General features: G+C 39.5%; 20 protein-coding genes. 19 read left to right on the forward strand and 1 reads right to left on the reverse strand.

Going from position 1 to position 22,657, the window contains the following annotated elements; translation table 11 throughout:
* Positions 1-6 precede the first annotated feature (6 nt).
* Genes OS138_RS08995 through OS138_RS09045 form a run of 11 tightly spaced genes read left to right on the forward strand, consistent with a single transcriptional unit; the run spans position 7 to position 11,269 of the window.
* Positions 7-1,287: a dihydroorotase gene (locus OS138_RS08995; protein ID WP_002288875.1), complete on the forward strand. Its 1,281-nt coding sequence runs from the start codon at positions 7-9 to the stop codon at positions 1,285-1,287.
* Between the two features lie 4 nt (positions 1,288-1,291).
* Positions 1,292-2,368, forward strand: coding sequence for a carbamoyl phosphate synthase small subunit (locus tag OS138_RS09000; protein ID WP_002288877.1), 1,077 nt, complete (start codon positions 1,292-1,294; stop codon positions 2,366-2,368).
* Positions 2,369-2,372: 4 nt separating this feature from the next.
* Positions 2,373-5,558 (forward strand): carbamoyl-phosphate synthase large subunit, encoded by a 3,186-nt coding sequence (gene carB / locus OS138_RS09005; protein ID WP_325070024.1) that lies wholly within the window; start codon positions 2,373-2,375, stop codon positions 5,556-5,558.
* Between the two features lie 53 nt (positions 5,559-5,611).
* Positions 5,612-6,388 (forward strand): dihydroorotate dehydrogenase electron transfer subunit, encoded by a 777-nt coding sequence (locus tag OS138_RS09010; RefSeq protein WP_002288879.1) that lies wholly within the window; start codon positions 5,612-5,614, stop codon positions 6,386-6,388.
* Positions 6,385-7,317, forward strand: coding sequence for a dihydroorotate dehydrogenase (locus OS138_RS09015; RefSeq protein WP_002372435.1), 933 nt, complete (start codon positions 6,385-6,387; stop codon positions 7,315-7,317). Before OS138_RS09010 ends, OS138_RS09015 begins: the two co-directional genes overlap by 4 nt.
* Positions 7,314-8,030, forward strand: a complete 717-nt coding sequence (pyrF, locus tag OS138_RS09020; protein ID WP_002299720.1) for an orotidine-5'-phosphate decarboxylase — start codon at positions 7,314-7,316, stop codon at positions 8,028-8,030. The genes OS138_RS09015 and pyrF overlap by 4 nt, the downstream gene beginning before the upstream one ends.
* Positions 8,031-8,036: 6 nt before the next feature.
* Entirely contained in the window at positions 8,037-8,666 is a 630-nt protein-coding gene (gene pyrE, locus OS138_RS09025; protein ID WP_044145032.1) for an orotate phosphoribosyltransferase, read from the forward strand.
* Complete coding sequence (locus OS138_RS09030; protein WP_325070026.1) at positions 8,654-8,956, forward strand: hypothetical protein; 303 nt, start codon at positions 8,654-8,656, stop codon at positions 8,954-8,956. Before pyrE ends, OS138_RS09030 begins: the two co-directional genes overlap by 13 nt.
* Positions 8,957-8,993: 37 nt before the next feature.
* Positions 8,994-9,635: a YfbR-like 5'-deoxynucleotidase gene (locus OS138_RS09035; RefSeq protein WP_044145029.1), complete on the forward strand. Its 642-nt coding sequence runs from the start codon at positions 8,994-8,996 to the stop codon at positions 9,633-9,635.
* 42 nt (positions 9,636-9,677) lie between these two features.
* Positions 9,678-10,370, forward strand: coding sequence for a carbonic anhydrase family protein (locus OS138_RS09040; RefSeq protein WP_172436436.1), 693 nt, complete (start codon positions 9,678-9,680; stop codon positions 10,368-10,370).
* Positions 10,367-11,269 (forward strand): LysR family transcriptional regulator, encoded by a 903-nt coding sequence (locus OS138_RS09045; protein ID WP_044145028.1) that lies wholly within the window; start codon positions 10,367-10,369, stop codon positions 11,267-11,269. Before OS138_RS09040 ends, OS138_RS09045 begins: the two co-directional genes overlap by 4 nt.
* A 157-nt stretch (positions 11,270-11,426) precedes the next feature.
* On the opposite strand, the gene efbA is transcribed toward OS138_RS09045, so the two are convergent.
* Complete coding sequence (gene efbA, locus OS138_RS09050) at positions 11,427-13,133, reverse strand: fibronectin-binding protein EfbA (RefSeq protein ID WP_044145027.1); 1,707 nt, start codon at positions 13,131-13,133, stop codon at positions 11,427-11,429.
* Between the two features lie 189 nt (positions 13,134-13,322).
* On the opposite strand from efbA, the gene OS138_RS09055 reads away from it, so the two are divergent.
* From OS138_RS09055 to topB, 8 genes are all read left to right on the forward strand, one after another.
* Complete coding sequence (locus OS138_RS09055; protein ID WP_002299728.1) at positions 13,323-13,946, forward strand: hypothetical protein; 624 nt, start codon at positions 13,323-13,325, stop codon at positions 13,944-13,946.
* 449 nt (positions 13,947-14,395) lie between these two features.
* On the forward strand, positions 14,396-15,445 hold the full coding sequence (trpX, locus tag OS138_RS09060) for a tryptophan ABC transporter substrate-binding protein (RefSeq protein WP_002299729.1): 1,050 nt from the start codon (positions 14,396-14,398) through the stop codon (positions 15,443-15,445).
* Complete coding sequence (locus tag OS138_RS09065) at positions 15,442-16,323, forward strand: ABC transporter permease (RefSeq protein WP_002289631.1); 882 nt, start codon at positions 15,442-15,444, stop codon at positions 16,321-16,323. Before trpX ends, OS138_RS09065 begins: the two co-directional genes overlap by 4 nt.
* 2 nt (positions 16,324-16,325) lie before the next feature.
* Positions 16,326-17,096 (forward strand): ABC transporter ATP-binding protein, encoded by a 771-nt coding sequence (locus tag OS138_RS09070; RefSeq protein WP_044145025.1) that lies wholly within the window; start codon positions 16,326-16,328, stop codon positions 17,094-17,096.
* Positions 17,097-17,374: 278 nt separating this feature from the next.
* A complete protein-coding gene (gene aroE / locus OS138_RS09075; RefSeq protein ID WP_044145024.1) occupies positions 17,375-18,229 on the forward strand; it encodes a shikimate dehydrogenase in 855 nt (284 codons plus the stop codon).
* A 177-nt stretch (positions 18,230-18,406) separates the two neighbouring features.
* On the forward strand, positions 18,407-19,570 hold the full coding sequence (locus tag OS138_RS09080) for an LCP family protein (RefSeq protein WP_325070028.1): 1,164 nt from the start codon (positions 18,407-18,409) through the stop codon (positions 19,568-19,570).
* Positions 19,571-19,687: 117 nt separating this feature from the next.
* Positions 19,688-20,098 (forward strand): VOC family protein, encoded by a 411-nt coding sequence (locus OS138_RS09085; RefSeq protein ID WP_044145022.1) that lies wholly within the window; start codon positions 19,688-19,690, stop codon positions 20,096-20,098.
* 175 nt (positions 20,099-20,273) lie between these two features.
* Positions 20,274-22,502, forward strand: coding sequence for a type IA DNA topoisomerase (topB, locus tag OS138_RS09090; RefSeq protein WP_044145021.1), 2,229 nt, complete (start codon positions 20,274-20,276; stop codon positions 22,500-22,502).
* The last annotated feature ends 155 nt before the right edge of the window (positions 22,503-22,657 follow it).

The following is a 22,657-nucleotide window of genomic DNA, read 5'->3' on the forward strand; positions in this document are numbered from 1 at the left end:
GAAAAAATGAAAACACTCATTAAAAACGGTCAGATCAATACACGAAAAAATATGACGACACCAGCAGAAATTTGGATAGAAGATGGGCGAATCAAAGCAATCGGTACAGGATTCTCAGAAGCCGAATTTGATGAAGTGTTTGATGCAAAGGGACAATTGATCACACCTGGTTTAGTGGACGTCCATGTTCATTTGAGAGAGCCAGGATTTACATACAAGGAGACGATCGAAGCTGGAACTCGCTCAGCTGCTCGTGGCGGTTTCACTACTGTATGCGCGATGCCGAATTTAAATCCTGTGCCTGATACGGCAGAAAAGCTGAGACAAGTATATGACATCATTAGAAAAGATGCAGTTGTGAAGGTATTGCAGTATGCGCCAATCACAGAAAATCTGCGAAGTGAGAAATTAGTTGATCAAGAAGCACTGATTGAAGAAGGTGCTTTTGCTTTCACAAATGACGGTGTAGGTGTCCAAACAGCTGGGACGATGTACCTGGCTATGAAAGAAGCTGCAAAAAACAATAAAGCACTAGTAGCCCATACAGAAGATGAATCTTTATTATTTGGCGGCGTTATGCACGCTGGCAAGAAGGCAGAAGAACTTGGTCTTCCCGGGATCTTAAGCGTAACCGAGTCTTCTCAAATTGCTAGAGATCTGTTGCTAGCTGAAGCAACTGGTGTTCATTACCATGTTTGCCATGTTTCTACTAAAGAAAGTGTCCGTGTAATCAGAGACGCAAAAAAAGCAGGAATCCACGTAACAGCAGAAGTTTCACCCCATCATCTTATTTTGATCGACGAAGATATTCCCGAAGATTTCGGTTTTTGGAAAATGAACCCGCCGCTAAGAGGACGGGAGGACAGAGAAGCTTTGATCGAAGGCTTGCTTGACGGTACGATCGATTGCATCGCTACAGACCATGCCCCCCATGGATTAGAAGAAAAAAGCCAAAGTTTCATGAAATCACCATTTGGTATCGTAGGAAGCGAAACAGCGTTTCAACTGATCTATACTCATTTTGTAGAAACTGGTCGATTCACGTTGGAACAAGTGATCAATTGGTTGGCAGTTAAACCGGCTGAGATTTTTGGTTTGAATGCAGGAACGCTAACGGTTGGTGCCCCCGCTGATGTAGCAGTTTTTGATATTACACAAACTTGCACGATCGATAAAGAAGACTTTTTATCAAAAGGGGAGAATACACCTTTTATCGGCTGGAAAGTAAAAGGCGAAACACAAATGACTTTTGTCAACGGAAAACTTGTGTGGCAGAAGGGAGAATAAAAGTATGGAACGTTTGCTTATATTAGAAGATGGAACAGTTTTCGAAGGAAAGGCTTTTGGTGCAGATGCTAGTGTCTTCGGAGAAATCGTTTTTACAACAAGTATGACTGGTTATCAAGAAACTATCACTGATCAAAGTTTTAACGGTCAAATCATTACATTTACCTATCCTATGGTGGGTAATTATGGGGTAAATAGAGATGATTATGAATCGATTTCTCCAACATGCAAAGGAGTAGTAGTAAAAGAACATGCACGTGTAGCTTCAAACTGGCGAAACCAAATGACGCTAGATTCATTTTTGAAACAAAAAGGAATTCCTGGAATATCAGGTATCGATACGCGCGCCCTTACTCGCAAAATCCGTGAAGTCGGAACGATGAAAGCTAGTATCGTTGATGCTGGAGATTCCTTCGAACATGCATTTGATCAGCTGAAAGCAACCGTTCTAGCAACCAATCAAGTGCAGCAAGTCTCAACTAACAAACCTTATCCAAGTCCAGGAACAGGTCGGAAAGTCATCGTCATTGACTTCGGCTTGAAACATAGTATTTTACGAGAATTGAGTAAAAGAAACTGTAACCTCACAGTACTCCCCTATAACACAGATGCCGAGACGATTTTAGCGCTATCACCAGACGGAGTCATGCTGACGAATGGACCTGGTGATCCAAAAGATGTGCCAGAAGCAATCGAAATGATCAAAAAAATCCAAGGAAAAGTACCGATTTTTGGTATTTGTCTCGGTCACCAGTTATTTGCTTTAGCCAACGGTGCAGATACCTATAAAATGAAATTCGGACATCGAGGATTAAATCACCCGGTACGAGAAGTAGCGACCGGAAGAATTGATTTTACTTCTCAAAATCATGGCTATGCAGTCGATGAAGCCACGATTGATCCAGAAAAACTCATCGTAACTCATGTAGAAGTAAATGACGGAACAGTAGAAGGAGTCAAACACAGAGATTATCCCGCTTTCAGTGTGCAGTTTCATCCAGATGCTGCCCCTGGTCCGCATGATGCACTGCATTTATTTGATGAATTTATGGAAATGATGGACGCAGGAAAGGAGCAGTAAACAGATGCCGAAACGTACAGATATCAAGAAAATTATGGTGATTGGATCTGGTCCGATCATCATTGGTCAAGCCGCAGAATTTGACTACGCAGGAACACAAGCCTGCCTTGCCTTAAAAGAAGAAGGATATGAAGTGGTTTTAGTAAATTCTAATCCTGCGACGATCATGACGGATAAAGAAGTGGCAGATCAAGTATATATCGAACCAATTACACTTGAATTTGTATCAAGGATTCTTCGAAAAGAGCGTCCAGATGCTCTCCTTCCAACTTTAGGCGGACAGACAGGCCTCAATATGGCAATGGAGCTGGCAGCATCAGGTATTTTAGAAGAATTGAACATAGAACTTCTAGGAACAAAGCTTTCTGCGATCGATCAAGCAGAAGATCGTGATCTATTCAAACAGTTGATGAAAGAATTGAATCAGCCAATCCCCGAGTCTGAAATCGTCAATACAGTAGAAGAAGCTGTAGATTTTGCAAATAAAATCGGCTATCCTGTCATCGTTCGTCCAGCCTTTACTTTAGGCGGAACTGGTGGAGGTATGTGTGAAAATGAAGAAGAATTACGTATCGTATCAGAAAATGGATTAAGTCTTTCCCCCGCTACCCAATGTTTGATTGAAAGAAGTATTGCAGGTTTTAAAGAAATTGAATATGAAGTGATGAGAGATTCGGCTGATAATGCAATCGTTGTCTGCAATATGGAAAATTTTGACCCAGTGGGTATCCATACAGGTGATTCTATCGTATTTGCCCCTAGTCAAACATTGTCTGACCATGAATATCAAATGCTTCGTGATGCTTCTCTTTCGATTATTCGAGCACTTAAGATCGAGGGAGGCTGTAACGTCCAACTCGCTCTTGATCCACATAGTTTTAATTATTATGTGATTGAAGTCAATCCGCGTGTTTCTCGTTCATCTGCGTTAGCAAGTAAGGCGACTGGCTATCCGATCGCTAAGCTAGCTGCTAAAATAGCGCTTGGATTAACATTAGACGAAATGAAAAATCCTGTTACAGGAACGACTTTTGCAGAATTTGAACCTTCATTAGATTATGTTGTAGCTAAAATTCCTCGCTGGCCGTTTGATAAGTTTGAAAACGGAGAACGGCTTTTAGGCACGCAGATGAAAGCAACTGGTGAAGTGATGGCTATCGGTCGGAATATCGAAGAGTCTTTATTGAAAGCTGTGCGTTCTTTAGAAATCGGTACACACCATATCGAACTTCCTGAGTTGGCAGACATCACGGACGATGACCTAATCCAAAAAGTGGTTCGAGCACAAGATGATCGCCTGTTTTATGTAGCTGAAGCTATTAGAAGAGGGTACACCATAGAAGAATTAGCGGATTTGACAAAAATCGATTTATTCTTTTTAGATAAACTGTTGCATATCGTAGAAATCGAACAGCAGTTGAAACAGCAGCCGTTGGATGACAAGATATTGAAAACAGCGAAACAAAACGGTTTTACAGACAAAAAAGTGGCGGAGCTGTGGGAAATAAACGAAGAAGCCGTTCGCCAGATGAGAAAAGAAAATGATTTGATTCCTGTATATAAGATGGTTGACACTTGTGCAGCGGAATTCGAATCAAAAACACCTTATTTTTATAGTTCCTATGAATATGAAAATGAAAGTTCACGATCAGAAAAGCACTCAGTTCTAGTACTGGGATCTGGTCCTATCCGTATCGGACAAGGGGTTGAATTTGACTATGCGACTGTGCATTCTGTCAAAGCAATCCAGCAGGCAGGATACGAAGCAATCATCATGAACAGCAATCCTGAAACAGTTTCGACTGACTTTTCTATTTCGGATAAATTATATTTTGAGCCATTGACCTTCGAAGATGTGATGAATGTGATCGAGCTAGAACAGCCGATAGGAGTAATCGTTCAATTTGGTGGTCAGACAGCAATCAACTTAGCCGAACCTTTGACTGCTGCTGGTGTAAAAATCTTAGGGACAACGATCGAAGACTTGGATCGTGCGGAAAATCGTGATTTATTCGAGCAAGCGCTGAAAGAGTTGGATATTTCTCAACCTTTAGGGGATACTGCTACAAGTAAAGAAGAAGCCGTGGTTATCGCTTCGAGAATTGGTTATCCAGTTCTTGTTCGTCCAAGCTATGTATTAGGCGGACGTGCGATGGAAATCGTTGAAAATCAGAGAGATTTAGAAGATTACATGGAACATGCCGTGAAAGCATCTCCAGAACATCCAGTACTAGTGGACCGTTACTTGCTTGGCGGTGAATGCGAAGTGGATGCGATTTGTGACGGTGAAACAGTACTCATCCCAGGGATCATGGAGCATATTGAGCGTGCTGGTGTCCATTCAGGGGATTCAATGGCTGTGTATCCACCTCAAACATTATCTGAATCGATCAAGAAAACGATCGAAGATTACACGATCCGCTTAGCATTAGGTTTGAATTGTGTCGGGATGATGAATATCCAGTTTGTCATCCATGAAAATGAGGTTTATGTGATCGAAGTCAATCCTCGAGCAAGTCGGACTGTTCCATTCTTAAGTAAGGTGACAGGAATTCCAATGGCACAAATTGCGACGAAAGCTATTTTGGGAGAGAAACTAAAGACACTTGGTTATGAAAACGGACTTTATCCAGAAACAAAAGAAGTTCATGTTAAAGCACCTGTCTTTTCTTTTACGAAATTGCAGAAAGTTGATACTTACTTAGGGCCTGAAATGAAATCGACTGGAGAAGTAATGGGATCTGACAGACAATTAGACAAAGCTTTGTACAAGGCATTCGAAGCTTCTGGATTACACTTGCCTGAATATGGAGCCGTATTATTTACGATTGCGGACGAAACAAAAGAAGAAGCTCTAGAATTAGCTAAACGTTTTACAGAAATTGGCTATAGTCTGATAGGAACGAAACATACAGCTGCTTATTTCGAAAAAAATGGTCTGGTCGTTGAAACAGTAGCGAAAATTTCTGAGGAAGCAGCAGAAAAAAATGTAGTCGACTTAATAAGAGATGGTAAAACACAAGTGGTTGTCAATACGATTGATAAAGATCGGGGAAATGCTTCTAAAGACGGTTTCATCATCCGAAGAGAAGCAGTTGAACATGGTATTCCATTGTTTACTTCTTTAGACACAGCAGATGCGATCGTTCGAGTGATGGAATCCCGTGCTTTTTCAACTAACCCTATTTAACGGCGAGCACATGTTAAGACAAAAAGACGAAAAACCGTTGCAGGAGGGGACAGATGAAACAAGAAATGATGGAAATCGTTCAGCAAAAACAGCTGGCACCAAAGATTTTTGAAATGACATTGAAAGGTGATCTAGTAAAAGAAATGCAGCAACCAGGACAGTTCTTGCATATTCTCGTGCCGCGTGCAGACTTGCTATTACGCCGACCGATTAGCTTGAATCATATCGACCACGAAACAAATACTTGCCGTATCATTTATCGGGTGGAAGGTGAGGGGACTAGAGTCTTCTCTACTCTTTCTGCCGGAGACCATTTAGATGTCATGGGTCCTTTAGGCAATGGTTTTGATTTGTCCAATCTTCATACAGGAGACGAAGTATTTATAATCGGTGGAGGAATCGGTGTCCCTCCTCTATATGAGTTATCAAAACAGTTAGTCGAAAAAGGAATTAAGCCAACGCATTTTTTAGGTTTTGCCACACATGAAGTCGTTTATTATGAAAAAGAATTTAATCGTCTAGGAGAAACAAGAATCGCTACTGACGATGGAACATACGGTATGCACGGAAATGTCGGTAATTTATTGTTAGGAACGAAGACGGAACCTACAGCTGTTTTTGCATGTGGTTCAAACGGGTTATTGAAGACAGTGGAACAGCTGTTTTCTTCGCATCAAAATGTCCAGTTATCATTAGAATCCCGCATGGCATGTGGGATAGGGGCTTGCTATGCTTGCGTTTGTCATACGCCGGAAGATGAAACAGGAACAAAAAGTGTGAAAGTTTGTGACGAAGGACCGATTTTTAAAATAGGAGAGGTAATTATATGAATGAGAATCCTTTAGCAGTCAAACTTCCTGGCCTAGAATTAAAAAATCCTATCATGCCGGCAAGCGGCTGTTTCGGTTTTGGCAAAGAATACGGAAAATACTATGATTTGAATCAGCTTGGTTCGATCATGGTCAAGGCAACGACTCCAAATGCTCGCTTTGGCAATCCCACACCGAGAGTGGCGGAAACACCATCTGGCATGTTGAATGCGATTGGTTTACAAAATCCTGGTCTAGACGTTGTTATGAATAAACTTCTTCCAGAATTAGAGGAGTACAATGAGTTACCCATCATCGCAAATGTTGCTGGTGCTTGTGAAGAAGACTATGTAGAAGTTTGTAGCAAAATCGGCGAAGCGCCAAATGTGAAAGCAATCGAGCTGAATATTTCCTGTCCAAATGTCAAGCATGGCGGAATCGCTTTTGGAACAGATCCAGATGTTGCTTTTCAATTAACACAAGCAGTAAAGAAAGTTGCTTCTGTTCCTGTCTATGTCAAACTATCCCCAAATGTGACAGACATCGTTCCAATCGCTCAGGCAATCGAAGCTGGAGGGGCAGATGGATTTACAATGATCAATACACTACTTGGTATGCGGATTGACCTTAAGACAAGAAAACCGATTTTAGCCAATCAAACAGGTGGACTATCCGGACCAGCGATCAAGCCTGTCGCTATCCGTTTGATTCATCAAGTGGCAAGTATATCCAGTCTTCCAATCATTGGGATGGGTGGCGTGCAGACAGTGGACGATGTTCTTGAGATGTTTATGGCTGGAGCAAGCGCTGTAGCTATAGGGACTGCGAATTTCACCGATCCCTATATCTGTCCTAAACTAATCAAAGAGCTCCCAGTGCGAATGAGCGAACTAGGTATTGAGTCACTGGAAAGATTAATCAAAGAAGTGAGAGAGGAACGTGAACGATGAATCAACTAGACCAACGACCAATTATTGCATTAGATTTTTCAACTAGGCAAGAGGTAGAAGACTTTCTTCGATTTTTCCCGAAAGAAGAAAAATTGTTTGTGAAAATCGGAATGGAATTGTTCTACCAAGAAGGACCTGAAATCGTACGTTATCTAAAAGAGGCTGGTCATAATGTATTTTTAGATCTGAAACTTCACGATATTCCGAATACGGTCGAAAAAGCAATGCGGGGATTGGCAAAGCTTGGTGTTGATCTCACCTGTGTTCATGCCGCTGGCGGTATTCGTATGATGGAGGCGGCAATGCGAGGATTAGAAGAGGGGACTCCAGAAGGTGGAAAACGTCCGCTACTTCTAGCTATCACTCAGCTTACTTCTACAAGTGAAGAAGAAATGCATGCCGATCAACTAATCGAAGTTTCTTTAGAAAAAAGTGTGATCCATTATGCTAGCTGTGCCAAAAAAGCAGGATTAGATGGTGTGGTTTCTTCTGCTTGGGAAGTAGAAGCGATCAAAGAAATGGCAGGAGACGAATTTGTTTGCTTAACTCCGGGTATAAGACCAGAAGGAACAGTCGCAGGAGATCAGACAAGAGTAGTCACACCTTCTCAGGCAAAAGAGATCGGCTCAACTTTTATCGTTATAGGTCGACCAATCACTCAGTCAACTAATCCTTATAAAGCATATCAAACGATTCAAACAGAATGGAGCTAACCTAAAATGAATGTTGAACAAAGTATCGCAAAAGACTTATTAGAAATTGAAGCAGTATTTTTAAATCCAAGTAATCCTTTTACATGGGCAAGTGGAATCAAAAGCCCAATTTACTGTGATAACCGAATCACGATGAGCTATCCAAAAGTCCGAAAAGAGATCGCAAAAGGCTTAGCAAGCAAAATCAAAGAAGCTTACCCTGAAGTACAAGTGATTGCTGGAACTGCAACAGCAGGAATCCCTCATGCCGCATGGGTAGCGGAAATACTGGATTTGCCAATGGTCTATATTCGAAGTAAGGCGAAAGATCATGGGAAAGGTAACCAAATCGAAGGACGTATAGTTGAAGGTCAGAAGATGGTTGTGATTGAGGATCTGATTTCTACAGGCGGAAGTGTCTTGGAAGCAGCTGAAGCAGCAAAAAGAGAAGGTGCGGATATCCTTGGTGTTGCGGCTATCTTTACGTATGAGTTGCCAAAAGGAAAAGCAAATTTCGAAAAAGCTGAAATTCCTCTTATTACATTGACCAATTATTCTGTATTGATTGAAGCAGCTTTAGAAGATCGTTATATCGATGAGCAAGAATTAACTCTGCTAAAAGAATGGAAAAAAGATCCTGAAAATTGGCAGATTTAAGCGCGCTTGATGAAGATAGAGAAATCCGATTTGTGTCTCCAGAATCATCAATTGAAATAGCAAAAATCCAAAAACTGATTGCGAGAAGCATCTTTTCATCAGGTATGAAAAGAAACTTCTATCGTGATCAGTTTTTGATTTTTTTAAAATTCATTTTTCTAAGACAGAAGAGAATAATCTATTCTCTTTTTTCTATTATATATAGATTTTCTCTATTTTTTGGTAAGGGAGCTGTTTCAAAAATGGTAAAGAGCAGAAATGTTGCGAATATCAGTTATTTAATGATATGATATTCGGAAAAAGAAATCTCAAAGGGAGGTAACTTTTATGGGATTGAATGAATTTATTTTAGGATTGAACAATTTAGAGACGATCACAAGAGCACCTGGATTTTTTAAATATACAGAACATACAGTTGCAGCACATTCGTATCGTGTAGCATCTATTGCGCAAGTTCTAGGAGACATTGAAGAAGCGAATGGACAACCGATCGATTGGAAACTGCTCTATGAAAAATCATTGAATCATGACTACACAGAGCGATTTATTGGTGATATCAAAACGCCGGTGAAATACGCAAGCAAAGAATTAAGAGGGATGCTGCAAACAGTTGAAGAAAAGATGACGGATGAATTCATCAACCAAGAAATCCCAGCTGAGTTCCAAGAAGTTTATCGCCGTCGGTTGTTTGAAGGAAAAGATGAAACCGTAGAAGGAGAACTGTTAGCCATTTCAGATAAGGTTGACCTTCTTTATGAATCTTTTGATGAAATCATCAAAAATAACCCGGAAAAAGTTTATAAGGAGATGTTCATTGAGGCAGTGACTACGATTAAAAGCTTTGAACATCGGCCTTCTGTTCAATATTTCTTTAAAGAGATATTTCCGGAACTATTGAATCAGGAATTTTATGGAAAAGAGGCGTTTTTAGAAACCGTCTCAACGATTGTGAAGAAAGAAGAAAGATAAAAACGATATGAGATGCAGGAGGAAGTATAGTTGAAAAAGAATATGGATGTCGAATGGGGCTATTCTGGAGACAAAGGTCCGGAAAATTGGGCGAGTTTATGTGATTGGTTTGCGAGAGGTGCGGAATTTCCATTGCAGTCGCCTATTCATTTGACCAAGGGGGAAGAAACCAAAATAGAAGGAGACACGCTTTCCTTTCATTATCAAAAGCAACGGTTTACTGACAAGGAATTCAAAAACACGATTCATTTAGTACCTTTTGACCAACTCAGTTATGTAGAGTTCAAGAAAGAACGCTATTATTTGACAGATATTCATTTCCACTTACCTTCTGAACATATCATCAACGGAAAACAGGAAGATATTGAATTTCATTTTGTTCATATGAACAGCAAAAAAGAGAATCTAGTCGTGGGTGTCATGTACCAGCTAATGGAACAGGAAGGTTGGCTGTATAATCAAGAAAATGGGGAAAGTTGGAACTTAGAAAAACATGAGCATTGGGTAAATCCGGATGTGTTCTTTCCGGAGCAGAAAAGCCATTTCCATTATATTGGCTCATTGACAACTCCGCCTACTAGCGGGCCAATCCAATGGTTTGTAATGGATCATGTAGGAAAACTGAACCAAGAGTTTCTTCTCCCCTTCGATGGTCAGTATGCTCGACCGAACAACCGACCAATTCAACCCTTAAATGGAAGAGAAATTTATTATTTCGAGGAGTTTGAGCAATGAATATTCAGCAGATGAAATATGTGGTCGCTGTAGCAAACAATGGTAGTTTCAGAGAAGCGGCAAAGAAAATGTTTGTCTCCCAGCCAAGTCTTTCAGCTGGTATCAAAGAATTAGAAACCGAGTTAGGGATCACGCTGTTTACTCGAACGAATCGAGGGGCATATTTAACAGAAGAAGGGCAAGACTTCTTAAATCGTGCCGAGAAAATATTGGTCCAGCTTGATACATTAGAAACTCACTATCTAACGGGTGAAAAGAGAGACAATTTTTCGATCGCTGCCCAGCATTATGATTTCTTAGGTCCTTTGACCGCACAGCTACTCGAGGAATTCAAAGACGAGATCAAACAATTCCGGATCATGGAGACGACAACGGCGAGAGTGATCGAAGAAGTCAAAGAGCAGCACAGTGAGATCGGTATTATTTATATGAATGAGCATAATCAAGCTGGTATCAGAAGATATTTACAACAAGGAGAGCTAAGTGGCCGAAGCATTGGAAAATTCAAAACGCATATTTTTTTAAGGCAAGGACATCCGCTAGATACACACGCAGAGATCACCAAAGAAGAATTGTTATCTTATCCTCAAGTTCGTTTTACACAGGATGGAAATAATTTCCCGTATTTTTATGAAGACCTTATCGAGATCCCAGATCAAGAAACAGTGATTTATACGAGTGATCGAGGTACTTTGATGAATATCGTTCTTGAAACTGATGCTTACGCTTCAGGATCTGGTATTGTGATTGGAGGGATTCGCGAGCATTTGCGGTTAATCCCTTTGGCAGAAGGCGAACTAAATGAATTTTATATCATTTATTCGGCGAAACGTCCGCTCAGTGAAATCGCTCAAAGATTTATCAAAGAGCTTACTCGGTTACTGGACCAGCAGAGCTAAGAAAAGCAGATGAGAACGCTGTTTATTGAACACCGTTGATCAAAAAAGAGGGGTTGTGACAGAATTTTGTCACAACTCCTCTTTTTGTAGCAAACAATTTATAACTAATTGCTGTTGTGGGAAAGTACGCAAATATGATTCTAGAAACACTCATTGATTACCTGTTTTGTTTCATAGCTGTAATTTTTTCTTCTTCTGGTGTCACGATAATCGTCTTTTGGTTTTCATAAATAACATAACCAGGCTTGGCGCCATTTGGTTTTCGGATATGCTTTACCTGTACAAGATCAACCGGCACTTGGGCAGAGTATCGGTATTTTGAAAAATAGGCAGCTAACTCGGCAGCTTCTGTAATTGTTTCATCTGAAGGCTTGTCACTTTTAATGATGACGTGCGAACCGGGTATATTTTTTGCATGAAGCCAATAGTCGGTTTTTTTAGCTGTCTTCATTGTCAGCTGGTCATTTTGAAGATTGTTTTTACCAACAAGAATGAGCGTTCCATCAGAAGAAAAGTATTGATCAGGTTGAGATGGTTTCTTACGTTTTTGTTTTTTTAAGTTCTTCTTTTTCAGGTATCCTTCTGAAGTCAATTCTTCTTTGATTGCTTCGATATCCATTGGGCCGGCAATTTCCAGTTGAGATAAGACAGATTCAAGATATTGGATTTCATCTTTGGCTTCTTGGATTTGTTCGCCAATCAGCTTAACAGCGTTCTTCAGCTTTTGGTAACGATGGAAATATTTCTGTGCATTTTGATTTGGTGTCAATGCCGGATCTAGTGCTATTTTGATTGGCCGATCTTCTTCATAATAATTAGGTAAAACAACTTCTTTTGCGCCGCGTGGTACTTGTGTCAGAAAAGTAGTAAGTAGTTCGCCATCTCTACGGTAATTCTCAGCGTTTTCGGATTCTTTGAGTGTTTGTTCACGTTTTTTCAATTTATTTTTATTTCGTTTTAGTTCATTTTCGATTTTTCGAATCAGTTCTCCGCCTTGTTGTTTTGCCCGATCTTTCTCTGCTTTTTCGTGATAATAGCTATCTAATAATTGACTGAGTGTTGGATAAGCTGTTACAGCAGATGCCTGTTCGGACAATACCTGATAAGCAATCGGTGTGAAAAAATCTTTATTTTCCGTTTCGTAAAAAGTAGGAATAGGCTGATGGCTGATGGCTGAGAAAAATTCGTCCCATACAACCATCTTTTCATTAGGACGTTCCAGTAATCTTTTGGTCAGCTCTTGAGCGGTATCGAAACCGATTCCCTGAAACTGACGTTGGATTGCCTTTGGCTCTAGTTCAGTTTGGGAAAGCCGCTGAAAGATTTTTTCTTTCTCGGAGTTAAACGGGTTCAAGACCTCTTGTTTTGGCGGAGCAACATATTCTACACCGGGAAGCAAAGAACGATAAGTGTTTTGAGAGCTTCCAATATGTTTGATCGCATCCAGTATTTTTCCAGTTTCTCGATTAACTAAGACGATCGTACTATGACGTCCCATTAATTCAACGATCAATATGATATTTTGTAGATCGCCCAACTCGTTTCGTTTAGCAAAGTGGAAATGGATCACTCGATCATTTTCGATTTGTTCGATTTCTTCTAAAATAGCGCCATCCAAATATTTTCGAAGCATCATCACGAAGTTAGGCGGATTATCAGGATTCTGATAATCGATTTGGGTAATCTGTACACGAGCATAACTTGGGTGCGCAGATAATAATAATCGATGGTTTTTGCCGCGTGAACGAATCACCAGCACGATTTCATTTTCATAAGGCTGATGGATTTTCGAGATCCGGCCAGATAGTAACGTTTCACGCAATTCGTTGACCATCGCGTGGGTAAATACACCATCAAAGGACATGGTTCATTCCTCATTTCTTTTCATAAGTATATTCATTATAACGAAAAAAAGAAGAAAAACCAATTTGGCCGAATAGTAAAGCAAAAGTCTAGAAAAATCTTGGACTAATTACATAAAAAACAGTGTTTCTATCGTTGAAATCCAAATTTTTAGGTATAATAAAAAATAGGAGAAAAAGTAGAAAAGAAGGTGTTTGTTATTTGGGAAGTAGTTAAATCGAGAGTACAAGAAATGAATGAACATTTCTCAGTGTCATTCGCAGAAAATCCAAGTAAGTATTTTCGACGTCTTGTGTTTCTGCTCATCTTATCATTGCTGTTAACAGTTGCAATGTTTTTATTGCCGGAAAAAATCCGAGAAGAGCAAGTAAATAGTCTCGTTTATTCGTCCATACCAACCAGCAAATTGAAACCTTTTGATTACAGCAAAGCTGATCAGAAAATCAGACAAAGCCGGGCGATATCGGTGATGTTCAGCAAACCGAACGGGAAAACCTATCAGGACATGCTTGATGTTTTTAATGATCCTGAGCTTATGGAAGAATTGAATCGACCGATCTTTTATTATCCGATCGTTTATGATGTACATGAACTGGAACAAAAATATAACATACGAACGGATGAAGTGACATTTATTTTCTTTGATGGAGGAAAAGAAGCAAATCGGATAACTGCGGGTAAGGGAGGAATAACTGATTTTGATAAGGAGTTGATCCCTGAACTGAATCGACTTCCGTTAGCCAATATCAAACAATTAGAAGAAGAATTGGATAGAACGGGAGTAACTTCCCAAAATTCCGAGATTGCTAATTGAGACATTGGCGCGATGAAACGGTGAGTCTATATAGCGCTATTTTTAATTATCAGAACAAGTGATGTTTGATCTTCAAAATAACAAATAAAAAATTAAAAAATATAGTTGACGAAATTCAAAAATTCGATTAGACTTAAATCAATTCTTAAGGAAAGGGTGACCTGTAATGAACTTATCAAAACGTATTTCAGCAGAAAACAAAAAAAATTGGCGCAGCTGGCGTAGATAAGTTGTATTAATGGTGAAACTTTCCCATAGATACAACTTTTTAGAGTGCATTTCTAAAGCTTGTATCTATGCTAGACATGAACATTGACTGCCGCATAGATTAGAATCTATGCGGTTTTTTGTGTAAAGACAATGACCGCTTTGGCCATTGTCTTTTTTTGTAGACTGGATACTTGCCTAATTATAATAAATAAAAAGATTGACTTTGCAGGAGGAAAAAAATGAAAAACAAACGATTAATAACAGTTGTAGTAATTATTTTAGTTTATTTAGCAGGCGCATTTATTTATGGAAAAGCCTCAGGCGAAAAAGAAAGTACTTCGACGAACCAGACAAAAAAAACAACAGTTGTTGGGGTACTGCAATACGTGAGCCATCCGGCATTAGATGAGATTTATCGAGGAATCAAAGATGGTCTGAAAGAAGAAGGATTAAAAGAAGGAGAAAATCTTGAGATCAAATTTCAAAATGGACAAGCCGATCAGAGCAAGCTAGCCACAATGAGTCAACAGCTAGTACAATCTGATCCAGATGTCTTGATTGGAATCGCAACACCTGCCGCTCAATCATTAGCAAACACGACTTCATCGATCCCAGTTGTGTTAGGTGCTGTAACGGATCCTGTGGGGGCTGGATTAGTCGCTTCTTTAGAGAAACCTGGTGGTAATGTAACAGGTGTTTCTGATCAGCCGCCTGTTGCTTCACAAATCAAGCTTGCTTCTGATTTGTTGCCAAATGCAAAAAAAGTCGGAATCTTGTATGCTTCTTCAGAGGATAATTCAAAATACCAAGTAGCACAAGCAGAAGAAGCTGCAAAAAAAGAAGGGTTAGAATCAGTAAAATATGCGGTGCCTTCCACTAATGAGATTGCACAAACGGTTCAAGTGATGAGCCGACAAGTCGATTTTATCTATGTTCCATTAGATAATACCATTGCCAATGCGATGCAAACAGTGGTAAAAGAAGCAAACAAAGCAAATATCCCCGTCATTCCATCTGTGGATACAATGGTGGAACAAGGTGGACTAGCAACAATCGGGATCAATCAATATCAATTAGGGCTTCAAAGCGGTAAGATGGCAGCAGAACTTGCGAGTGGAAAAGAAAAACCGGAAACGACGCCTGTTTATACATTTGATCAAGGGGATACAGTGATCAATCAATCTCAAGCTGATCGCTTAGGAATCATTGTTCCCCAATCGATGAAGGAAAAAGCCAAAATCATTACAGATGACTCGCAGCAAGAAACATCTAAGGAGGATGACAAATGATCGTATCAGCTATTTCACAAGGCATGCTTTGGGCAATATTAGGATTAGGGATTTTCATGACTTATCGGATCTTAGACTTTCCTGATATGACGACAGAAGGGTCCTTCCCATTAGGTGCTGCTGTCTGTGTGACAGCTATTACTCATGGGGTAGCGCCGATTGTAGCTACATTATTAGGCGTAGGTGCTGGCATGATAGCAGGACTCGTTACGGGGTTACTTTATACAAAAGGAAAGATACCGGTTATTTTAGCAGGGATTTTAGTGATGTCAGGATTGAACTCAGTTATTTTGTTTGTGATGCGAACACCAAATCTTTCTTTATTGAATCATCCGATTCTACAAGACAGCTTCCATCGCTTTGGGTTACCTGATTACTTTGACACAGTCCTTCTTGGCTTCATCTCTTTGGGCATCTTGATTGCTGTACTGCTATTCTTCTTCAATACAGATTTAGGTCAAGGCTATATTGCGACAGGAGACAATGAAACGATGGCTCGGTCGTTAGGGATAAAAACCGATCGTATGAAAATTTTAGGTTTGACTTTGTCGAACGGTGTCATTGCATTATCCGGTGCGCTGATTGCCCAGAATGACGGATATGCAGATGTAAATAAAGGGATTGGCGTGATCGTCATCGGTCTTGCTTCCATCATCATCGGTGAAGTGATCTTCCAAGAATTGACGCTAGCAGAAAGATTGATTGCTATCGTTGTCGGTAGTATCATCTATCAGTTATTAATCTTAGTAGTGATCAAACTCGGGTTTGACACGACTTATCTGAAGTTGTTCTCCGCTATCATCTTAGCTATCTGTCTGATGATCCCACAATTGAAGAAAGCACTGAACTTAAAAACGGGTTTTGAGAAGGAGGCATAGTAATGACAGATATATTGACAATCAAAAATGGCAGAAAAGTCGTAAACAATGGAATGAATGAAGAGAAAGTACTATTGGATGAAATTAACCTTACAATCAGAGAAGGGGACTTCATCACTGTCCTTGGCGGGAATGGTGCTGGAAAAAGCACACTGTTCAATACGATCGCTGGTACGCTTCAACTCAGTCAAGGATCGATCTCTTTTAAAGATCAGCTGATCACAAAAGATTCAGAAGAAAAAAGAGCACGATTCCTTTCTCGGGTTTTCCAAGATCCTAAGATGGGAACGGCTCCCCGGATGACTGTAGCAGAAAATCTGCTACTTGCACAAAAAAGAGGACAAAAGCGGAAATTCCGTTTACGTAACTTGAAAAATCAAAAAGAAGATTTTTTTAGACTATGTCAAGAAGTCGGTAATGGCCTAGAGCAACACTTGGATACTCCAGCGGGTGAATTATCTGGTGGTCAACGCCAAGCATTAAGCTTGCTGATGGCGACGATCACAGCTCCTGAGTTACTATTATTAGATGAACATACTGCAGCTTTAGATCCTAAAACAGCTAAAGCATTAATGCGATTAACAAATCAGCGGATCAATGAACAAAAATTGACTTGTCTTATGATCACGCATCGAATGGAAGACGCCTTGAAATACGGAAATCGTCTGATCGTACTCCAAAAAGGGAAAATCGTTCAGGATCTTTCTGAAAAAGAAAAGCAACATTTGACAATGGGCGACCTTTTGCAGTTCTTTGAAGAAGTAGTGGATTGATTTCGACAGAAAAATCCCTTTCAGTAGAAGGACTTGAAAACTCATTGACATCTTCCTTTAATTCATCCTATACTTAAAACAATAAACAATTGAACATATTTGGGTGTTTTGTAGGATCACGTAGTCAATGATTTTTAACAATTAAATAGAATATTCTTTGCTCTAACAAGTGAACGAAGAGAAAAGAATTTGCTACTTTGCCACCTAGACGTTTCGTACTTTTTCGTATCAAACGCTAAGTGGCTTTTTTATTGAAGTAAGAACAAAGGAGGAATAAGATGATTTCTGGACAAACCAAATTAGCTGGGCTCTTTGCTGATCCAGCTTCTCACAGTTTATCTCCATTGATGCACAATACTGCTTTTGAAGCAAACGACATCGATGCGGTGTATCTAGCTTTCAAAGTAAATTTAATGAATTTGAAGCAAGCAGTCGAAAGTATTCGAACTTTTGATATGTTAGGTGTAAACCTTTCGATGCCAAATAAAACAGCGGTTATTCCTTATCTGGATGAGGTAAGCCGGGAAGCACAATTGATCGGAGCAGTGAATACGATCGTGCACGAAAAGGGTCGTTTGATTGGCTATAATACCGATGGTGCGGGCTTCATGCAATCCGTGCAAGAAGCTGGGATTTCAATCAAAAAGAAAAAAATGACTCTACTGGGCGCTGGAGGGGCAGCAAAGGCAGTCACTGTTCAAGCAGCGTTAGACGGCGCTAAGGAAATCGTAGTTTATAAACGAAACAACCAAACATTCGCTCAAGTAAAAGAAACATTTGAACGACTTAGCTATCAAACTTCTTGTGAGATAAAAGTTTGTGATTTTGCCGATACGGATCAATTAAGAAAAGACTTGAAAGAAAGCTGCCTTCTAGTCAATGCAACAGATATCGGGATGGGAAAGAAAATCAATCAGTCACCGCTCTTAGATATAAACATGATGCATGAGAATCTAGCGGTTTTTGATTTGATTTATGCACCTAGAGAAACACGTTTATTAAAAGAAGCAAAAAAAGTAGGAGCAAAAGGATACAATGGACTTGGCATGTTGATCTACCAAGGAGCAATCGCGTTTGAATTATGGACAAAGGAAAAGATGCCGATCCATGTGATTGAAAAGCTGTTTGATTAAAGAAGGATAATAGATAAAGATTTTTTATTCTCGCATAAACGGTCTCAAGAAAAGTAATCCTTTATGTATCGAAGCATTTATTTCGTTATTTTTTATTAAATTATCAAAAAATGATAGGCTTTTGTCGATTGGTTATCGTATCCTTTATTTATCAGTAAGAAACGAGGAGGAACCACAATGAGTCGGATGGATCGCTATAAGGACATCCATAAGAAGGCGAAACCTCTGAAGCGGGATACGGGGAGTATTTTTGCTAGAAGAGAAAGAAAACGAACGCGTATGGAAAATGAGGAAGATGCTACCCGTATTTATGAAAGAGAGCAGCACTCATTTGAACATTTGAACCAACACGAACAACAGATATATAGAAATGCACCAAGAGCAGAAGAACAAAAAAAAAATAAAAAATTTTTCAATCGGCAAAAGAAGAACAAACCGTTGAAACCTCGAAGAAAGCGATCGTGGAAAAAAATCATTCTATCGATTTTGCTTGTTTTGATCCTTTATTCAGGAATCTCATTTTTTATTGGTAAATATATAGCTGAACATGACACAAGCTTAGAGGCAGCGACTTCAGAAACCTTTCATGGGCAAAAAGCGACAAATGGTGCGCATAATATTTTGATCCTTGGGAGTGATACACGCGGAGAAGATGCCGGGCGAGCCGATACGATCATGGTCTTACAGTTGGATGGTCCTTCCCATAAGCCGAAACTGATTTCTTTTATGCGTGACAGCTTCGTTACGATCCCAGGGGTAGGACAAAATAAGATCAATTCAGCTTATGCATACGGAGGAGCCGATCTAGTGCGTCAAACCTTAGTAGAAAATTTTGGAATCAATTGTCAATACTATGCGAAAGTCGATTTCAAATCGTTTGAAAAAGTAATCGATGCCTTATTCATGAATGGAGTGAAGATCGATGCAGAAAAAGATCTGAATCTGGATGGTGTAGATATTAAAAAAGGGATCCAGAAGATGGATGGACATATTCTTTTGCAATATGCACGTTTCCGAATGGATGAACAAGGAGACTTTGGCCGTGTCAGACGCCAACAGCAAGTAATGAACGCTATCTTTAGCCAGTTGAAGAATCCATTGAATCTGATTTGTGCACCTTATGCAGCTGGTAAAGCTTTAGGGTATACATCCACAGATGTCACTGCTTGGTTCTTGACGAAAAACCTCTTTTCGATTGCACGGGGAGCTGGTGGCATTGATCGGTTAAGTGTGCCAGTAGACGGTTCGTGGAATTATGGGCAAAGTGATTATGCTGGAAGTATTCTTGAGATTGATAATCAAATGAATCAATCCGCTATTACAGATTTTTTGAATAAATGATTATAAAAAAGATCAAAAAGAAGTTGCGACAAGGTCTTTGGCATGAATCAATCCAACGATCTACTTGTAAAAAGCGCTTTCTTATGGTAGATTTAACCAAGAGAGGAGCTGTTTACATTGGATATCTATCTGAACTTCAAAAATGAGTCGCGTGAAGCCATCGCTTTTTATGAAAAAGTTTTTGAGACTGAAGCATCAGGTATCACCACATACGGTGAAATGCCTGGAATAGAACAAATGAACTTGCCAGAAGAAGCAAAAAATCTAATCACGAATGCACAGTTGAACATTTATGATACATTAGTCATGTTTGCAGATACGCCAGAAGGAATCGGTCCTGAATTGGTTGTTGGAAATAATGTTTCTTTAGTCATTCAGACAAGAAATGAAGAAGAAACGAAGCGTCTATTTGAAAGCTTAGCTGAGGGCGGAAAGATTGAGATGCCGCTGGATGTTGTTCCGTGGGCTCAATTGTATGGGATGGTAACTGATCGATTTGGCATCAACTGGCAGATCAACCAAGAGTGACAGCTAAAAATGAATATTTTTTGGAAACATCATGCAGCAAACGGAACATCGTTTGTTTGCCTGGTGTTTTTTGTGCCTATTTTTCGACTATACGGTATCTTTTTCTTATTGCCAGATGCGAAAATATGTTCCATAATAGAGAAGTCCGCAAAAATCAAGTAACGGAGGTCAGAAGATGAAGACGGTGATACTAGCTGAAAAACCTTCACAAGCAAAAGCCTATGCCGAAACCTTCCAACAGCGAAAGCGACATGAAGGGTATTATGAAATCAGCGATCCTTTGTTTGCTGGTGAAGTAACCATCACTTATGGTTTTGGACATTTGGTAGATATGGTTGCTCCAGGAGCTTATGAAGAGCGTTGGGCAAAATGGTCGTTAGAAAATTTGCCTATTTTCCCAGAAACCTTCCGTTACGAAGTTCCAAGGGACAAACGTACACAATTTTCGATCGTAAAACGAGAGTTACAGTCAGCTGATACCATCATTATTGCAACAGATGGTGATCGAGAAGGTGAAGCCATCGCGTGGTCGATTATTCGACAAGCAAACGCATTTTCTAAGGAAAAGAACTATTTACGTTTATGGATCAATTCTCTTGAAAAAGAAGCAATCTATGATGGTTTTAAGAATCTTCAACCTGGGAAGAACTATTTTCCAAAATATAAAGAAGCGCAAGCAAGGCAGAACGCTGATTGGCTGATTGGAATGAATGGAAGTCCATTATATAGCTTGCTACTTCAACGAAAAGGGATTGATGGCAGTTTTTCTCTTGGTCGTGTACAAACACCGACACTCTATATGATTTATCAGCTGCAAGAAGAAATCAAACACTTCAAAAAAGAAACGTACTTTGAAGGAGAAGGTTTAATTACGACAAACAAAGGGCAGTTTTCTGGAAAAATCGTACCAAAAAAATCATTTAAAACCCAAGAAGAGTTAACGAAGGAAATAGAAAAATTTGGAGCGCATTTAGGTAAGCAAAACGGACGGATTCTTGAAGTTACGAAAAAGGAAAAGAGGTTGCATAGTCCACGTTTATTTTCGCTATCTAGTTTGCAGACAAAGATGAATCAGCTAATGAAAGCAAGTGCCAAAGCTACACTTGATGCTGCTCAAGGATTGTACGAAAGCAAGTTTCTAAGCTATCCAAGAACGGATTCCTTTTACATTACAGAAAATGAGCATCAGTATCTGGTTAAACATCTGCAAAATTATAAAAAATTTTTAGGAATAGAAGAAGTACAGACAATTGAGATCAAAGCAAAGAAACGGTATGTCGATGCGAAAAAAGTTCAAGAACATCATGCAATTATTCCGACAAAGACGATTCCGACTCCTGCACGCTTTGCGAAGCTTTCCAAATTACAGCAAGCAATCTATTTGCAAGTTTTGCGCACTACTGTGGCTATGTTTGCTGCAGATTATATCTACGAAGAGACGACCGTAATGACGGGCGTACAGCAATTAAAGTTAAAAAGCATCGGAAAGATCCCATTACAGCAAGGTTGGCAGGAAATCTTACGCATTAAGTCAAAAAAGAAAGAAGCTCAGACTCTTCCTCCTATCGTAGAAAATGAAGAAGCAGAAGTAGAACTGAAAAGTATGGAGAAAGAAACACAACCTCCAAAACCCTATACCGAAGGAACGTTGATCACAGCAATGAAAACTGCGGGAAAAACGCTGGATAATGATGAAGCGCAAGAAATTCTCAAAGAAGTAGAAGGAATAGGGACAGAAGCTACACGAGCCAATATCATTGAAAATCTTAAGCAGAAGCATTACATCGAAGTCAATAAAAACGAAATAACTGTTACGCCAAAAGGAATCACTCTTTGTAAGGCAGTAGCCAATGAACCATTACTGACGAGCGCAGAAATGACTGCGCGCTGGGAAGGGTACTTGAGAAAAATTGGTAAACAAGAGGGGACACCATCTGTTTTTTTAGAGAATATCAAAAAATTCATCCTACATTTATTAGCAGAAGTTCCTAATCAAATCGACAAGGTAGACTTTTCAGATGAGATTAGCGGGACACGACAGATAAAAGCGATGGAGAAGAAAAACGATCAATTAGGAAGATGTCCAAAATGTAAAAAGGGGATAGTCATGCTTTATCCTAAAATCGCTACATGCTTGAATCCGGAATGCGACTTCAAATTGTGGCCAACAGTAGCTAAAAAGAAGCTGACTAAAACGAATCTCAGAGATTTGCTTTCAAAAGGAAAGACAAGTAAAGTTGTCAAAGGTTTTACTGGTAAAAAAGGGAAATTCGATGCAGTTTTAGTATTAAAAGAAGATATGACAATCGGTTTTTCTTTTCCTTGGATCGAAAACAGTGGAACAAAAGCAGTTGATGGAAACAAAGAAACATCAAGAAAAAATAATGAAAACGAAGTAGAGTAAATGAAAACAATGAAATAGCGGAATATTTATTCCGAAAAGTAAGAATATAAATACCAATAAAACTAAAAAATATCAGTCAATCAAGCAAAAATGTTGGGGTAGGCTGATTTTATATAGATAGCAAGGAGTTTTTTTTATTTGAAAAAAGTGCATTC

This window comes from Enterococcus sp. E5-37 (genome assembly GCF_035726925.1).
Classification (GTDB): Bacteria; Bacillota; Bacilli; order Lactobacillales; family Enterococcaceae; genus Enterococcus_B; species Enterococcus_B faecium.

Coding starts and splice junctions, on each gene's coding strand:
- OS138_RS08995 (WP_002288875.1), top strand. CDS start 7: ATGAAAACACTCATTAAAAACGGTCAGATCAATACACGAAAAAATATG.
- OS138_RS09000 (WP_002288877.1), top strand. CDS start 1,292: ATGGAACGTTTGCTTATATTAGAAGATGGAACAGTTTTCGAAGGAAAG.
- carB (WP_325070024.1), top strand. CDS start 2,373: ATGCCGAAACGTACAGATATCAAGAAAATTATGGTGATTGGATCTGGT.
- OS138_RS09010 (WP_002288879.1), top strand. CDS start 5,612: ATGAAACAAGAAATGATGGAAATCGTTCAGCAAAAACAGCTGGCACCA.
- OS138_RS09015 (WP_002372435.1), top strand. CDS start 6,385: ATGAATGAGAATCCTTTAGCAGTCAAACTTCCTGGCCTAGAATTAAAA.
- pyrF (WP_002299720.1), top strand. CDS start 7,314: ATGAATCAACTAGACCAACGACCAATTATTGCATTAGATTTTTCAACT.
- pyrE (WP_044145032.1), top strand. CDS start 8,037: ATGAATGTTGAACAAAGTATCGCAAAAGACTTATTAGAAATTGAAGCA.
- OS138_RS09035 (WP_044145029.1), top strand. CDS start 8,994: ATGGGATTGAATGAATTTATTTTAGGATTGAACAATTTAGAGACGATC.
- OS138_RS09040 (WP_172436436.1), top strand. CDS start 9,678: ATGGATGTCGAATGGGGCTATTCTGGAGACAAAGGTCCGGAAAATTGG.
- OS138_RS09045 (WP_044145028.1), top strand. CDS start 10,367: ATGAATATTCAGCAGATGAAATATGTGGTCGCTGTAGCAAACAATGGT.
- efbA (WP_044145027.1), bottom strand. CDS start 13,133: ATGTCCTTTGATGGTGTATTTACCCACGCGATGGTCAACGAATTGCGT.
- trpX (WP_002299729.1), top strand. CDS start 14,396: ATGAAAAACAAACGATTAATAACAGTTGTAGTAATTATTTTAGTTTAT.
- OS138_RS09065 (WP_002289631.1), top strand. CDS start 15,442: ATGATCGTATCAGCTATTTCACAAGGCATGCTTTGGGCAATATTAGGA.
- OS138_RS09070 (WP_044145025.1), top strand. CDS start 16,326: ATGACAGATATATTGACAATCAAAAATGGCAGAAAAGTCGTAAACAAT.
- aroE (WP_044145024.1), top strand. CDS start 17,375: ATGATTTCTGGACAAACCAAATTAGCTGGGCTCTTTGCTGATCCAGCT.
- OS138_RS09080 (WP_325070028.1), top strand. CDS start 18,407: ATGAGTCGGATGGATCGCTATAAGGACATCCATAAGAAGGCGAAACCT.
- topB (WP_044145021.1), top strand. CDS start 20,274: ATGAAGACGGTGATACTAGCTGAAAAACCTTCACAAGCAAAAGCCTAT.